At 38.6% G+C, this 14,955-nt stretch carries 14 protein-coding genes and 1 pseudogene; 4 read left to right on the top strand and 11 right to left on the bottom strand.

Annotation, left to right across the window (positions count from 1 at the left end; genetic code table 11):
* Positions 1-214 precede the first annotated feature (214 nt).
* The 6 genes from panB to DOT_RS22360 form a co-directional block, all read right to left on the bottom strand.
* On the bottom strand, positions 215-1,027 hold the full coding sequence (gene panB / locus DOT_RS22385) for a 3-methyl-2-oxobutanoate hydroxymethyltransferase (RefSeq protein WP_009623798.1): 813 nt from the start codon (positions 1,025-1,027) through the stop codon (positions 215-217).
* A gap of 331 nt (positions 1,028-1,358) precedes the next feature.
* Positions 1,359-2,177: a TIM barrel protein gene (locus tag DOT_RS22380; protein WP_009623797.1), complete on the bottom strand. Its 819-nt coding sequence runs from the start codon at positions 2,175-2,177 to the stop codon at positions 1,359-1,361.
* A gap of 290 nt (positions 2,178-2,467) precedes the next feature.
* A complete protein-coding gene (locus DOT_RS22375) occupies positions 2,468-3,049 on the bottom strand; it encodes a poly-gamma-glutamate hydrolase family protein (protein ID WP_009623796.1) in 582 nt (193 codons plus the stop codon).
* An 87-nt stretch (positions 3,050-3,136) separates the two neighbouring features.
* On the bottom strand, positions 3,137-4,615 hold the full coding sequence (locus tag DOT_RS22370; protein WP_009623795.1) for a long-chain fatty acid--CoA ligase: 1,479 nt from the start codon (positions 4,613-4,615) through the stop codon (positions 3,137-3,139).
* A gap of 450 nt (positions 4,616-5,065) precedes the next feature.
* Complete coding sequence (locus tag DOT_RS22365) at positions 5,066-5,302, bottom strand: hypothetical protein (protein ID WP_009623793.1); 237 nt, start codon at positions 5,300-5,302, stop codon at positions 5,066-5,068.
* A gap of 98 nt (positions 5,303-5,400) precedes the next feature.
* Positions 5,401-6,171: a hypothetical protein gene (locus tag DOT_RS22360; RefSeq protein ID WP_009623792.1), complete on the bottom strand. Its 771-nt coding sequence runs from the start codon at positions 6,169-6,171 to the stop codon at positions 5,401-5,403.
* Positions 6,172-6,225: 54 nt separating this feature from the next.
* Between DOT_RS22360 and DOT_RS22355 the strand changes: the two genes are divergently transcribed.
* Complete coding sequence (locus tag DOT_RS22355) at positions 6,226-6,588, top strand: hypothetical protein (RefSeq protein WP_009623791.1); 363 nt, start codon at positions 6,226-6,228, stop codon at positions 6,586-6,588.
* A 127-nt stretch (positions 6,589-6,715) separates the two neighbouring features.
* Here DOT_RS22355 and DOT_RS22350 read toward each other — a convergent pair whose 3' ends face one another.
* Positions 6,716-7,471 carry a nitroreductase family protein gene (locus tag DOT_RS22350; RefSeq protein WP_009623790.1) on the bottom strand — a complete coding sequence of 252 codons (756 nt, stop codon included), beginning with the start codon at positions 7,469-7,471 and terminating at the stop codon, positions 6,716-6,718.
* A gap of 268 nt (positions 7,472-7,739) precedes the next feature.
* On the opposite strand from DOT_RS22350, the gene DOT_RS22345 reads away from it, so the two are divergent.
* On the top strand, positions 7,740-8,342 hold the full coding sequence (locus tag DOT_RS22345) for a class I SAM-dependent methyltransferase (protein WP_009623789.1): 603 nt from the start codon (positions 7,740-7,742) through the stop codon (positions 8,340-8,342).
* A 796-nt stretch (positions 8,343-9,138) separates the two neighbouring features.
* Here the strand turns inward: DOT_RS22345 and DOT_RS22340 are convergent.
* The 3 genes and pseudogenes from DOT_RS22340 to DOT_RS22330 form a co-directional block, all read right to left on the bottom strand.
* Positions 9,139-10,254 carry an amidohydrolase gene (locus DOT_RS22340; protein ID WP_009623788.1) on the bottom strand — a complete coding sequence of 372 codons (1,116 nt, stop codon included), beginning with the start codon at positions 10,252-10,254 and terminating at the stop codon, positions 9,139-9,141.
* 14 nt (positions 10,255-10,268) lie between these two features.
* Positions 10,269-10,721 carry a DUF1285 domain-containing protein gene (locus tag DOT_RS22335; RefSeq protein ID WP_009623787.1) on the bottom strand — a complete coding sequence of 151 codons (453 nt, stop codon included), beginning with the start codon at positions 10,719-10,721 and terminating at the stop codon, positions 10,269-10,271.
* A 121-nt stretch (positions 10,722-10,842) separates the two neighbouring features.
* Positions 10,843-11,091: pseudogene (locus tag DOT_RS22330) on the bottom strand (aminoacyl--tRNA ligase-related protein); the annotation flags it as partial.
* A gap of 714 nt (positions 11,092-11,805) precedes the next feature.
* Between DOT_RS22330 and DOT_RS32550 the strand changes: the two are divergent.
* A complete protein-coding gene (locus tag DOT_RS32550; protein ID WP_282433489.1) occupies positions 11,806-12,972 on the top strand; it encodes an exosporium glycoprotein BclB-related protein in 1,167 nt (388 codons plus the stop codon).
* Positions 12,973-13,665: 693 nt separating this feature from the next.
* Here the strand turns inward: DOT_RS32550 and DOT_RS22315 are convergent.
* Positions 13,666-14,109, bottom strand: coding sequence for a C-GCAxxG-C-C family protein (locus tag DOT_RS22315; protein WP_009623783.1), 444 nt, complete (start codon positions 14,107-14,109; stop codon positions 13,666-13,668).
* A gap of 93 nt (positions 14,110-14,202) precedes the next feature.
* Here DOT_RS22315 and DOT_RS29115 point away from each other — a divergent pair, with 93 nt between their 5' ends.
* Positions 14,203-14,511, top strand: coding sequence for a helix-turn-helix domain-containing protein (locus tag DOT_RS29115; RefSeq protein WP_083824252.1), 309 nt, complete (start codon positions 14,203-14,205; stop codon positions 14,509-14,511).
* Positions 14,512-14,955 lie beyond the last annotated feature (444 nt).

Genomic DNA, 14,955 nt, shown 5'->3' with positions numbered 1-14,955 from the left:
CTGTCCTAATCACTCAAAATATCATCATTCTACAATTATCATAGATTTCTGTATAAAGTAGTTCGCAAAAACAAAAAAACGGAGCGGCTGAAAGGCTCCGTTTTTTTGTTAAATGCCACACCCACCAACTTCACTAAGCAATGGCATTAATTCTTTTTATGGCTATTAACAATTAACCACGGTTTATATAGTGTTCGACTTTGGTTCTGGGTTATTAAAAAAGGGCTTTAAATTCATGTAATTCATCTGCATCCATATTTCGTACATTATTTTCATGCGGAAATATCCGATTTTCAACTTCATCCTTATATTTTTGAACAGCTTCAAATGTTGAGTTTTTGTAATCTGCATATTCTTTAACGTGAACAAGTTTTCTTTGGGTCATACCAAGCAAATCATTAATGACTTGAACCTGTCCATCGCAATATCTACCCGCTGCAATTCCAATCGTTGGTATCATTAAATATTCCGATATTAATCCCGCAACTTCTTCCGGAACCATTTCTAAGACAAGTAACTTTAACCCCGATGTCTGGAGGCTAAGCGCGCTTTCATACAGTTCTTTGCCTTGCTCGAATGTTTTTCCCTGCATTGATACTTTTTCATGAGTCTGTGGAGTAAATCCTATATGCCCAATAACATCAATATTATTTTTTGTTAGGTACTCAACAACCTTCTCTTCTCGACCTTCAAGCTTTACCGCATCAGCACCTGCCTCAATAAATAACTGAGCATTTTTTAAAGCTATTTCCTTAGTTTCATATGACCTATAGGGCATGTCGGCCACTAGTAAAGCTTTCTCAACTCCTCTTCTGACTGCTTTTAGGTGATGAAGCATATCCTCCAGAGTTACTTCGGTAGCACTCTTATATCCCAGCATATTTGTGCCAACACTATCTCCAACAAAGATAATGTCGATCCCTGCATTCTCCTGAATTACGGCAGTAGGGTAATCATAACAAGTAAGCATAGTAATCTTTTGACCCGCTTTTTTCTTATCCATCATAAAATCAATCGTTTTCTTCATAATCTTTCACATCATCCCTTCTTAAGTCTATTCTCCATGATCCTCCATCCTTGAGTTTCCAGTCCTCATGGCACAAATAAAATAGCCCCCCAACGTAAGTCAGAAGGCATACAGGAATAGCAAAGCCCCCCTTCCGTCTCAGTCCTCTTCAGGTACAAGCATTCGGGTATAAATCTACTGGACTCTCCTTTGGCAACATGTCGGTATGGTCGTTTCAGGTACCATCCGGGTTGTCCTTAGGGAGAAACCAAATATATTCTCACATTATCATATCGCGATCATCGTATCAACCTTTTGTTTATTGTTTCTAAGATATCCTTGAACCTCGGTTTCAAAGCTTTTCGTAGGTTCCCTTTAGTAACAGTGCATCTTTCTCCACCATTGGGCCTTCAGATATTATACAGCCTTTTACGTTGAAGTACTTTATAGCCTTCAGGCAATCCACATAATTGAAGTCACTTTGTAACAACGGGAGATGATTCCGCTCACCTTTTTCATTGTAATTTACTCCGCCTATATGAATATGTAAGTCTTCCAAAGCCGATTCTCCGAGTTCATCCGAGACATACTTAAGTATCTTAACAAAATCAATAAACCCTTTTAGGTTGCCATTATATCTGGCATGGATATGTGCAAAATCAATGCACAATTTACACGAGCTAATTTCCTTACACAAAGATACTAATTCCTCAAGGGTGCCAAATTGTGTTCCCTTGCCAGTTGTCTCTAATCTGAAATCCACCCCTGTTAGGGGAAGACGTAATAAATTATCCCTAATAGTAAAATACGCCTCCTCTTTGGAGTCATTCAAATAAAAGCCTGGATGAAAGATTAGACTCCTCCCCCCAACTTTGGCCAACCCTTCCAGAGCCTTCATAATCCTTTCTAAGGATTGTTCCTGTTTATCCGGCTCATTAGCATTCAAATTGATGTAGTGCGAGCCATGTGCTGATAAGTAAAAATTATTTCTTAATTTAGCTTCTAATATAAGGTTCTTATTGTTATCCGTAACATTAACGTTTCTGACAAATAGAAGCTCCATTGCATCAAGTCCTATCGACTTTGCATAGTCTATCCCACGAGCATAATTAAATTTAATAGAACCGTCCCCTAGCGGAAGACCGGATATACCAAATAAAAGTGTATCCATTATCCTCCTCCTTCTGACCTTACTGGTCTATGCCATGCCATCAATCACCTTACTTATTATTATGTCCAAATGTCAATCTCACTTTTGACTTCTTTTTTAACAAAATTTCATGAAGGGGCAGATGTCTGCAATAAATTAATAATGGCGCCAAAATGCAATCTGCTTTGAAGATATACGCAAAAAATAAACGTTAACCCTACTCGAAGTAGTGTCAACGTTTTGGGACACAGTTCTTAAATATCGTATCTCAAAAAACTCCTCAGCATTAATTAGCTGTGACGCTTTGTCTCTCAACTTCGATCTTTAATGAGCGATTTGATTGTGTCGGTAAACCGAACACCACATTCTGTGTCTTCAACGATTCTTTTTCTTAGGGCAAAACTAATTTCTAATTGAACTCCTTTACCTGTACGTCCTCTGTTACATATATTTGTAGTCCTTACACCACGATATTTTTGTCCACTTTCTTTTACAATGTAACCATAGTCTTGAAGAGTAATTTGCAATTCAGTACCAAGTGTTGTATCTAAGCCTCCAATCATTAAGAATTCGTCAGTAGAATTCTTAAGACCGTGAATTGTCAACACTGTTTGGGCTTGTTGTAGTCCTTTAAGTAGTAACGGCTCATCAAAGTTATGACTGGTAATATGAAGCTTTCGGACATCGACATCTTTAATACCTTCAAAAGAATACCATGCAAACTCTTCGCCTGCTATCCTTTGGGCAATATCCGATGTATAGGGTTCAATTTTACCGCCGTGGGGAGCAATGATTAAGACTGAGTGCCAATTACGGCTCGTTCTTATTCTATAATCTCGTCCTTCTTGTTCATGCAACCGTAACTCTTGGAAATTCGAGTAAGAATCAGGCATAAGTATATTCCTCCTAGTCCAACCAGTGGGAACCTAACTCTAGAGTTTGGGCCGAGTCTCTTTGTCGCACAAAGGTTAGTGGATTAATCACTGAGTTTTAAGCATTCTTTTCAGTATTTTACCAGCGCTATTTTTGGGAAGCTCAGAAATAAATTCTATTTCACGAGGTAATTTATAACCAGCAATATGTTCTTTCAGATAACTGATTATTTCCTTGGCAGTACATTCTTTACCATCTTTAGGAACAATGAATGCCTTTACATATTCGCCTCTCAATTTATCGTCAATTCCCACAACCGCGGTCTCTTTTACCTTAGAATATTGATATATAGCCTCCTCCACTTCTCTTGGATAGACATTCAAGCCTCCAGCGATGACCATATCTTTTTTTCGATCGACAATAAAAATATATCCGTCTTCGTCCTTCTTTGCTAGGTCTCCGGTATGTAGCCACCCATTCTTCAAGGTCTCTTTTGTTTCTTTTTCCTGCTTGAAGTATCCCAACATTACATTTTCACCCTGTACAACAAGTTCACCGACATCACCAACAGTCAGTTCCCTATCGTTTTCATCAACAATCTTGCATTCAACAAAAGCAATCGGCCGACCTATCGAGCCCTCTTTCTTTACTCCATCCAAAGGATTAAAACAGACTACAGGGGATGCTTCTGTCAAACCGTATCCTTCAACGACAGGAAGTTTCAGGATATCCTTAGCCTGTCTAAGTACTTCAACAGGCAATGCTGCTCCCCCGGAAACCGCTAAGCGAAGCTTAGAGAATGTAACATTATTCTTACATGCTTCCAACAAGACGATATACATGGTTGGAACTCCCATGAAAACTGTAATATCATCATTTAACAAAGACTCAATAACTTCTTTTGGCTGAAATTTTTCCAATATCGTAACCGTTGCACCGCTCAATAACGGGTTCAGAACACAGGTTGTAAAGGCAAAAACATGGAACATTGGAAGCACGCACATGTAATTGTCAGTTTCTGTTCCTTGAAATGCAAGACGACACTGTTCAGCATTTGTAACAAGATTTTTATGGCTAAGCATTGCAGCCTTCTGTTTTCCTGTAGTACCGGAAGTATATAAAAATGTTGCTACTGAATTCTCATCCGAAAATTCCTCAAATGATTCAAGAGAGCTTTCAGCGATAGTCCTCTGAAACTCCTCATCCAGAACAATAACTTTAATGCCCAAAAGATCTCGGATAGATTCTTTAGTATGATTCATTTTTTGAATAATCGCAGGATGAAGAATCATAAAAGCAGCTTCCGAATCCTTAATAAAATTTAAGATTTCTTTCATTGTAAGTTGCAAATTAATTGGAACAACAATTCCTGCATTTTTTACCACACTCAAGTAGGAATAGATAAATTCAGGTGAGTTCGGGCAACACAGCAGTACTCGTTCTTGGGCCTTCACTCCCAGCGTCAATAAATGACTTGAATATTGATTAACTGTTTTATCAAGCTGTTCATAGGTAATAGTATTTCTCTTGAATTTTAACGCGATAGAATTAGATTTATATGCATTTTTATAAATGTTGCCTAACATAATGCCTCCCATAATATACTACAATTCGATTATTTATTCTTGAATAAACAAGGATAACAGATAAATTATACTATACATAGCCCGCTAATAATACAAGTTAACATGATAAGACCTTTAATTATTCAAGCATCTATGATTTACCGCTTCATGGAGCATTACCATACTTCATTTAAATAAGGTGGTAATCTATTAGTAGCCGACATTTTGCAATCCCAATAAAAAAGCAGCTCGAAGCAGGACATTTTTTAGTTTAATTATAATCGAAATAATAAAAAGTTGTCTAAACCATTTAGTTTAGACAACTTTTCAACCTTGGCATCGTTACCTCGATCTTATTGTTCTTTTGTATTTTTGTTTTCTTCACTTTGACGCACGGGATTCTCTCCCTTTGAAGCCCCTCCACAATGACCGTGTTTAAAGGGGTGTTCTCCGTGGTGACTACCATGCACTCTACCATGATGTGCATGGTGTTGATGCATGGTGTTGATGCATCGTCTTAAGAAATTGATGAATAGGAGAACCGCTGCCATGATGCTCGAAGCCCGCCTGCTTAGCTTTCTCTTTGAAATTCAGGAACGCCTCAAACGCTTCCAACTTCATTCTTAGCTTATCTTTGTCCCCTTTAAGGAGGACAGTGAAACCTTCTTCTGTTTCTTTGTAGGTAAAGTTAAAGTTCTCTTGACTCATAAATACCTCTCCTTTTCCAATTTGATTTTAATTTTATGGCCTCAAAAGATTATAAGTTTTCTCCTGAAGCACAAGCTTAAGCTCCGGAAACCTATTTCTTAAGGATGAAAACGCGGTTTTCGAAACCCTGAAGATTCGCGCATAGTCCTACTTTTTGGGCCCATTCTCTTTTGCCCTGTAAAGTTTGAGTTGCGTTTCAAAAAGGATAGAAAGATTAGGGCCGAAAGAAGAATCAGCACCATCCCAATCTTAAAATATGGTCTCTCTAACAAAATCACTCCTGATATTAAGAAGCCCATGCTAAAGATCGCACGTACAATCCGGTTGGCCTGGTCTCTCTGGTTTTGTAATAGATTCAGTTCAAAACTCTTTGACGGATGGATTTTAAGCTCACCGACTTCAAATCCCGTAATCAGTCGGTTCAGTTTTTCAGGTAGAGTGATAAACTCGGTGAGTGTTTTCTTTGCTTGGTCGAGAAATAAGCCTTTAGTACCTTTCCCAGATTCTTCTCCTGAAAGCAGCTCCTCCGCATAGGGCCGAAGTGTTTTAACCAAATCGAGCTGAGGGTTCAACCCACCACAAATCCCCATAATCGTTAAGAGCGACTTACCTAGAAACAAGGTTTTCGCTGGAATTTGGAACGGCTGGGAATACATAAATTCTCTTAATTCTAGAAGGAACTCCTCTGAATTGATTCTTTTCAAGTTTGTATCTTCAAAGATGTTACCTAATATGAGTTTAAGTCCTTTAGCTAGGGTTTGTTTATCAGCATGGGGTCGAAGGAAGCCAAGATTTTCAAAGACAGTCACCATTTGATCTATGTCCTTCTTGAATAAGGCTATGACGAAGGAAATCAATTCTTCTCGCATGCTTACAGCAATAAAATATTTTTGTAACTAATATTTTATAAGAGGAAGTTTATTATGACAGAACAGAAAATTCGTGAAGATCAACTTATTACAGCTTTTGAAATGATGTGGGGCAAATATCATGAACCCGTAAGATTAATTCGTCGCGACTTTACAATTATAGCTGTGAATAAAGCTTGCGAAGCTGTTGGCGGTGTTCCTGGCGTAAAGTGTAACGCTACAAGTCCTGAGTTACACAAAGGTTGTCAAGCTATGGAGGCTTTAAAAACAAATGAGCTTAAAATAGTAAATAGTGACCGGGACGGTATCCACTGGACAACTTTCTGGATTCCTGTTTCAGGGATTCCGAATTACTACCTTCACTTTACCAACGGTCTGAACGAATATATGGAAAAACTTAAGGCCACTTCAAAATAATCCACTTAAAACAAAAAGCCAGTTCATCCTGAACTGGCAATACATATTGTCTAAATCAATAGGCAGATGAAGATCGGTGACCAGATATTCTGCCCCCGTCATACAATTCCGTGCCCCAAACTATAATTTAATTTTTACTAATTTTGACTTTAGCCATGAATTCATACCCATTTGGTGCGACATCTTCATCAAAATAATAACTTGCCACTTTGCCTATGCGCTCAACTGAGAGCCCCAAGTGAAAAAGTGCAATGCCAATATCAATCTGATTCATCTTCCCATACACCTGTGCTTTGAGAAGATTCAACTTCTTCCGACTCACTGTAATAACGTCTGAATCTCCACTAAAAAACCAAGCCTGTGTGTTAGAAGCTGATGGAGCGAGGCGAGCAGGCTCTAGCAATGCATCAGCACCAACTACACTAGATATTTCAGACAAATTTTTACGATTAAATTCGGAGGTATTCGTTCTGTGAATTATCTCCGTGGTATTCCCGAAAGCGAGCATAATTACAAACTCCAAGCCGTTCATAAGCATAGGTACGCCTTTTGCGGGCTTTGCCATCCCCAGCCAGCAACTGGCCAGATTGTTATCGGAGAAGTACAGGTCCATCTGCTGGAGCAAAAACCCTGTATTCATCAAATAGTTCCCCTTTTTCTCGGAATACAGACAAATGTAGTGCGGTGCTTTGATAGGAAGGAGATTCCTTACATCTGCTGAACCCAGGTAGGCAAACTCATATCGAATGCTTTCGTCAAGCGGCCTAGCGTTACTAGCAAACTCCTTCAACCTTACAAGCGTGTCGGCGGGGAGTGGGGCCATGTCATATTTACGGGTGGATTTTCTGCGAAATATTGCATTATAGAGCTGAGAATTTGTCATACAGTTACCTCCAGATCTATGAGTCTTTCAATTGTTCATATAGATTAGTTATATCCGTATCTAATAGGTTACATCCAGGTCATCAATGCTTTAACTCCAATATAGCAATATTACGTACTTCACCAACCCCGAATTGGAAGGGCCGTTGCTTTGAAATTTAAATAATGTATAATATTGGATAGAAGAATGACCTAGCAATTTGTTCTGGAGGATGGCGCCAAAAGTAATTCTTAAGAGCACTTTATATGCTGTAGGAGGTAAAAACAAGATGACAGAGGAACATTTCAATAAAAGATATGAATTAGGCAATACTCCCTGGGATATTGGCAAACCTGATTTCAACCTTATTCAAATTGTATCCACAATGGCCATAGAACCCTGTAAAGCACTGGATATTGGTTGCGGAACCGGTAATAACTCCCTCTGGCTTTCTCAAAATAACTTTGACGTGTTAGGTATTGATACTTCAGAGATTGCAATACAGAAGGCTTTAGAAGAAGCTTCAAAAACTAATGTCAAATGCACCTTTTTTGTGAGTAACTTCCTTACAAACAAAATCGAAGGGGCGCCATTTGGCTTTGCCTTTGATAGAGGTTGTTTTCATGCATTGAAATCAGATGAAGACCGGAAGATCTTTGCAGAAAATGTTGCTGCCCATTTATTAAATGATGGCCTGTGGCTGAGTATCGTTGGCAACGCTGATGAACAGCGTGATAGGCCAGGTCCACCGCAGCTTACTGCCAGAGATATTGTTAACTCAGTGGAGCCCTACTTCGAAATCCAGTCGCTCGTTTCAAGCTATTTTGGATCAAATCACCCAATCCCGCCTAGAGCCTGGGTTTGCCTAATGCGAAAAAGGAGCCTTAAATAATGCCCAGCGAATGAACGAATACACAGTGTCAAGAATTCCTTGACACTGTGTATTCGTTTAGTAGTAGTTTATCTTGATAATAAGTAGTTAAAGACTGCAATTAAACAATAACATCCAATCAAGTCCAAAGATGTCACTGTAAAAAATAATCCTTTGTCGATATAAATATAACCTGCTCTATAGGCAAAATATTGAGCTATAAATAAACACGACAAAACTAACGTTTTCACTATCCAATTAAGTTTAGATTTATATAAAATCATTAAATAGTTAAGCACAATAAATTGGTAGACAAAACCAGATGATGTATTGTTTCTATTTACGTCTGTAAAAAATATATTATTCCTTAAGAGTTGGATACCTAATAATCTTTGACCCAAAAAAATAGAAAAAGTACTGAATGAAGCGACACTGAAATAAAGCGAACTATAATTGATAAAGCGGTTAGTTGACTTCTTTGCTATTACATACCATTTTTTGGCCAACAATGAAAAGATGACGAAACCAAAGGAGAGGGATGTCCGTTTAATATCTGTTTTGATGCGAATATTGTATCTTGCCTATTCGTTTTAATATCATGCTCATCTCACCTACTCCAAAGTCAGAGATTCTAAACTAAAAAATTCTAATGTTATAGTTTTATCCCACTGTTTTGACATGTGGATCAAGGTGTAAATCACTTTATCTGGCCTCTACGCCAAACAACCCAAAATTCATAACCAGTTGAAAAAAGAGTTACCTAAACTTAGTGAGATAACTCTTCTGTAACTTTTAAATTAAATTTGATCGTATAAAGTTACAGTTCAGCCAATCCCTTGAATAACTCAACCGCGGTTTCAATGATTTCATCCGGGAAGTCATATTTTAAGGTATGTATAGGAGGATAGTCTTCACCGTTTCCGATGTAGCAGATTGCACCTTTTGTCTTCTTTAGATAGTGGCCGAAATCTTCGGAGGCACGGAAGGCTTCCTCCATTTCAACGAGCTGAATGCCTTTTGCCTTACAGACCAAACGGATCTTGTCCGAGCTTTCAATGTGATTTTTAGTTGCTGGAAAAACATCATGATAAGCGAAACTTACCTTCAGCCCGTACTTTTCTGCTTGAGCCAAAGCAAGTTCTTCTAGGCTTTTTCGAAGCAATTCCATTTCCACTTCATATAGAGCACGAACCGTTAAGAGAAGGTCTCCCTTACTTGCGGATACTCCGAAGGCTCTTTCGCCGATATCTACCTGAATCACGGTGCAAAGAACCATACCCTTGTTGTTCTCCAAAGAGCTGAACATAGGAATGGCATCAATAACCTTAGCAATCGCGAAAGCAGGATTTGCTCCCAGTTCCGGTTGGCTGGCGTGAGCTGGAGAACCTTCCATATGAATTGTCATACCTATTGATGCGCAATTACTGGTTCCATTGATTACGTTGACAGACTTGAAAGGCATGCCACTCGAATTATGGTAAGCAAAAATTTCTCCGATGTTATTTTCCTTAATAAAAGCGACACATTGATTTGCGCCATCTCCGGTTTCCTCAGCATGCTGGAAGAGGAAGAAGATGTTTTTGTCGGCACCCTTCTGGTCGATTTCCAGGGCAAACCCAGCGAGACTTGACGAGTGTCCATCATGCCCACATTTATGGGCGATTCCGGGAAATTCGGAAGCATAGGGAATATCTAAGGTTTCCTGCATGGAGATCGCATCAAAATCCGCGCGAAACGCGATGGTCTTTTTGCCTTTGCCTGCACGATAAATCGCGTAAAACCAAAGCCCTTTGTCTACGATTTCCAGTCTTGTATTTGCTTTGAGAAAATCGATTAAGTGCTGTTTTGTCCAAGTTTCCTGATTTGATAGTTCAGGATGCTGATGCAATTCATGACGTAACTGTTTGGTTAATTCCAGATTTTTCTTTTCCATAGACTGAACTCCCTTTAAAAACCCTTTTGTACCACTATCTCTTCAACCAGCCATTCGTCAGCGCCGTATTTGATAATATATTGACCATCCCGCTCGATCACATTTTTACACAACTCACAATAGGAAGGATGAGACAGTTTCGAATCATGCTGCCAGAACAAAGAGATGTAGGGAATATTGTTTTTCATGATAAGATTACCCGGGGGCAAGGGAAATTTTCGGCCATCATAAAGCTGTATCCTAAGCCGCCCCTCCTGTTCGGTTAAAGATTGAACGAAAAAAGGAGCGTCCTCCACCCTCACTGGGTACAATTGATTCTGCCAATCTATATGATATTTATCAGGACCAGCTTTTCTCAGATGGGAAGCAAATAACATAATAATTTCTTTGTTGATCATAAGCTCACCATCGGCGTACCATAGTCCATCCTTATCAATGTAAAGTTCTGGGGCGCGTAAAATATCCAAAATATTGCCTCCTCGCAGTATGAAAATCTACTTTACAAGTATAAACCAAAAAGGTGATTTTGTGGATAATTCTACAAACTAACTTTGAAGGTTTACCTTCATCTCGGATACAGCATCATACAACGACTGTATTGTTAAGCGTATGCGCAAAATAGTTTCCACTTTCTTTATTCCTAACACGAACACCGAGACGCCGTGCTTGAGCATCACCTAAATTAGAACAGCTTCCAACTTCAAAATACTTTTGTTGCCGAGGCGACCATGCTTCCACATCGACACTCTTTACTTTCAAGTCTGCCAAGTCGCCTGAACAACACTCCAATGTACGTACTGGAATATCCAATGAGCGAAAAAAATCGACCGTATTTTTACTGTCTTGTGCGACGACCTAGCAATTCATGTTCATTATATACTTCTTCACTGCTCCATGTAATTACAGTAAACTACATTAGCGACATTCACATAACCGACAATAACGACATACGGCTTTGATGTCATCTCCGCCTTGTACCCCCATCACACGGCGTCCTTGATAGAGGTTACAACAAAATTCAGGTCTCAACCTGGGTTAATTCGAAAACATTACATCCATTATTTTTCAGTTGTTAAATGTATCAAACATCCTATTTAAATAGTTACACAATTCACACCCGCACCATAATTATCTATACTATAGAACAGTATGACTTCATCGTTACAAGGAAGCCATACTGTCTCTATTTCTATTGTGTTATGTACTATGTTTTCTGAGACGTACTACGGTCTCGACAGGCGTTGGTGTTACTTCCCCTGTGAGTTTCTCAAAGTCCATTTAAAGAGCAAAGGTTTTTCGGATCTACACGTCAAAAAACACAGGGCCACATAGATAACCCTCTGTCTTATTATGGCAGAGGGTTATCTATGTGGCCGATATTAAAATGCTGTAATAGATGACTACTTTGCAGTACTAGTGTAACCTTTTTATGGTTATGGAATATTCTGGCATAAAAACTATCTTGCAATTAACCTCCAATACCCTTGTCTTATAGTGCAATAAATCTATTCCAATGGATATTAAATGGAATCCACTACGCCCCCTTTTTAATTGTTTAAATCACTTATTTACGGAAATTGTAATTTTCTAGCAAAGGAAGAAAGGATTCTTTTGTCGTCATCTATTAATATTTCTCCGACTGATAGTGTTTATATTTCACAATTTTATCAAAAAATAAACTTTGGAGCTATTAGTCAATTATTTACAGGAGAATATCTTAGAACTCGAGTGAATCATTGTAAGCCAGATGCTTATAGAACGTTACTGAAATTTTCTATTGATTTACCTTGCTCAAGTATAATATGTAGTGCTATTCTTCACCTTTTTATTAATAGAAAAGATAAACCTGATAATGATCTTTCACCCCAAACAGTAACAATATATGAAAATGAAAATAATTTTAGCCAAGCGACTGTAACCTGGGACACTGCACCGAATACTATCATTACCCTTTATTCTTTTAATGTAATTGATAGCGATGTTGGAACTTATATATCTATTGATATAACGGGTTTAGCTCAGGGTTGGAGCAATATGTGTCATGCAAATTTTGGCGTTACACTTATAGGAAATGAAGATAAGTCAGATACGATCATTGGGTACGAAAGTACCGCTAATGCCAATCCACCATATTTGATTGTAAATTATAGCTCATGTGCAGGAGTTACCGGCGCTACTGGCGCTACTGGATTGGCAGGCAATGGAGCAATCATTGCTTACGCGTCAGGGATACCTGTTTCTCTAACTACGATTGCGCTTGGGTTAGTAGGCATACCTGGCTTCCTTGGATTTGGAAATTCAGCTCCAGGTCTTACCGTTCTCGGAGCAACAATTGACCTTACAGGTGCAGGAGGTACACTTCTAAATTTCGCATTTTCAGTTCCCCGCGATGGGACCATCACGTCAATCGCAGCTTATTTTAGCACTACTGTTGCTTTATCCCTCATCGGAACATCAATAACTATTACAGCTCAACTATATGAGTCGACAACACCAGATAATATTTTTTCGCCAATACCAGGTACCGCAGTAACATTATCTCCACCTATATCTGGTATTGTTTCAGTTGGCACGATTAGTAATGGCATTGTAACAGGATTATCAATTCCTGTCGCTGCGCAGATTCGATTGTTACTCGTATTTTCCGCAACCGCTTCAGGCGAAATACTAATTAATACCGTAGCAGGTTACGCAAGCGCAGGTGTCTCGATTTCATAAATTAACACTTGCGATAACTATTCTAGACACACTACTAAAGATATTGTGCTGAATGTTATGGTTTTAATCGCACACCCGCACGGGGGTGGAATCATTAGCATTTTTCAATTAGTCAGAAAAATTAGCTTATCCGCTTAATGTTAATAAGACTGCCTAAGAGCCAACAATGGAACCAAACGTACTCTTAGTCAGTTTTATTTTTCTTGGTATATGCCGAGTCAGAGAACCATCAGCCTTGAATTCAATCCAGCACTCTTGGATATAACCCCCCTTATTATCGTCTCCAGCGTGCATCGAGACGATATAGTGCTATATTTTTTATACTCATATTGCCGTGACCAGGGTGCCCTGTCTCCGAGATATAAATCTCATCTAGAGATACTAATAACCCATAATAACCATACGAAATCGTTTAACAAGATTGCAACCCCGGCGGCTTTTATCCCTATCATTCTCCCATCTCCAAAAGTTTTGTTCTGCAATATTTGCCATATTTCTCCCACTATCACTATGCAATCTATTATTACAGGTCGACAAACTTCCTCCACTATACAGCACTCCAACGTTGAAATCGGAGTGGATGGGGATATTTTATATAGGAATATAAATCGGTTACTAGGGCTACAGGAAATTTTCTCTTATAGTGATGTGTATGATTTTTGGTTACCATCAATTGCGGTGGCCGTTTTTCTATTACCACATCTCCTCTACTATTTCAACAGTATCTTTTATTACATTAAAACAAAGCCCGTTTTTCTCCCATATGCCTTTCTCCTTAGCAAGCTTTCGGCCTTCCGGCATCGTAAAGTCTATACCGGTAATACCTTTGCATGTATAACAACCATACTTATCTTTGATTTTTTCAATAAATTCCTGGGCAAGAAAGGTTGTTTCATTTTTTGCATATTCATCGGAACCCTCATAATGACCATGCTTTAATCCAATTGCCATAATCGCCCCACTCACTGCTCCACAAATACTTCCTTGGGAAGCTACTCCTCCACCAAACCCAGCAGCAATTTTAAGGGCTTGCTTCCTTTCTATACCTAGCTGTTCACCTAACGTAGCAAAAACAGCCTGGCTGCATACAAAACCAGATTCATAAAACATCAACGTTGCTTTATTAGAAATACTCATTTAGACGCCTCCTAATTCAATTATTCTAAATAACTAGATCTATCGAACTATTATAAATTGAATGTTATCATATAATCTGGTATAATTCAAGACATGAAAGAAATTTATCATCTACCAACAGAGCAAATTAAATTAACGCACGTACTTCATGCCCTAAGCGACCAAACTCGTTTAAGAATTTTCTTGAAATTAAAGAACATTGGAGAACATAGCTGCCAAGATCTAGACGTATCAATGGCTAAGTCTACATTGTCACATCACATTAGAGTTCTACGAGAATCGGGGGTAATCAAGATACGTAGTGAAGGAACGCAAAGATTTGTTTCTTTACGTTGCAATGACCTTGAAGCCCGATTTCCGGGACTTTTAGAGGTTATTCTTAGTGCGTCCGAGCCATTTTAGGACCAATATGTAACTATATATGCAAAAAGACCAGAATGTCAAAATAGAGACCACTGAAAAAGGGGCAAAATCCAGAAAGGATTTTAGTCCTTTTTTCAGTGGTCTCTTCAAAATCGCCCTGGCAGTTCATGCACTATATACTTCCCTACATTGAAGTAACACCAACGTGCCCTGTCACGTTAAAAGCGCTATATTATATATGTCATTTTACCGTGACTAGGGTGCCCTATCCACCTTTAAAAGAATATTAAGGAATTTAGTTTGTTTAACCAATTGCATTGGAGTTCTCAAAAGATAATATATAGTATACTTAATATTCACCTTTCGTGCGATGTCTCTAGTTACCTTTAAATTGAACAGCTTCTTTCATCGGGGTTAAATAAAATCTTAAATCACTATTTCAGTTACAAATTCATCTTCTTTGTTTTGTTTTTATGAAAAAAA

The organism is Desulfosporosinus sp. OT (assembly GCF_000224515.1).
In the GTDB taxonomy this organism is placed as follows: Bacteria; Bacillota; Desulfitobacteriia; order Desulfitobacteriales; family Desulfitobacteriaceae; genus Desulfosporosinus.
The sequence above is the reverse complement of the archived record's forward strand: the minus strand, read 5'-3'. Positions and strand labels throughout refer to the sequence as shown.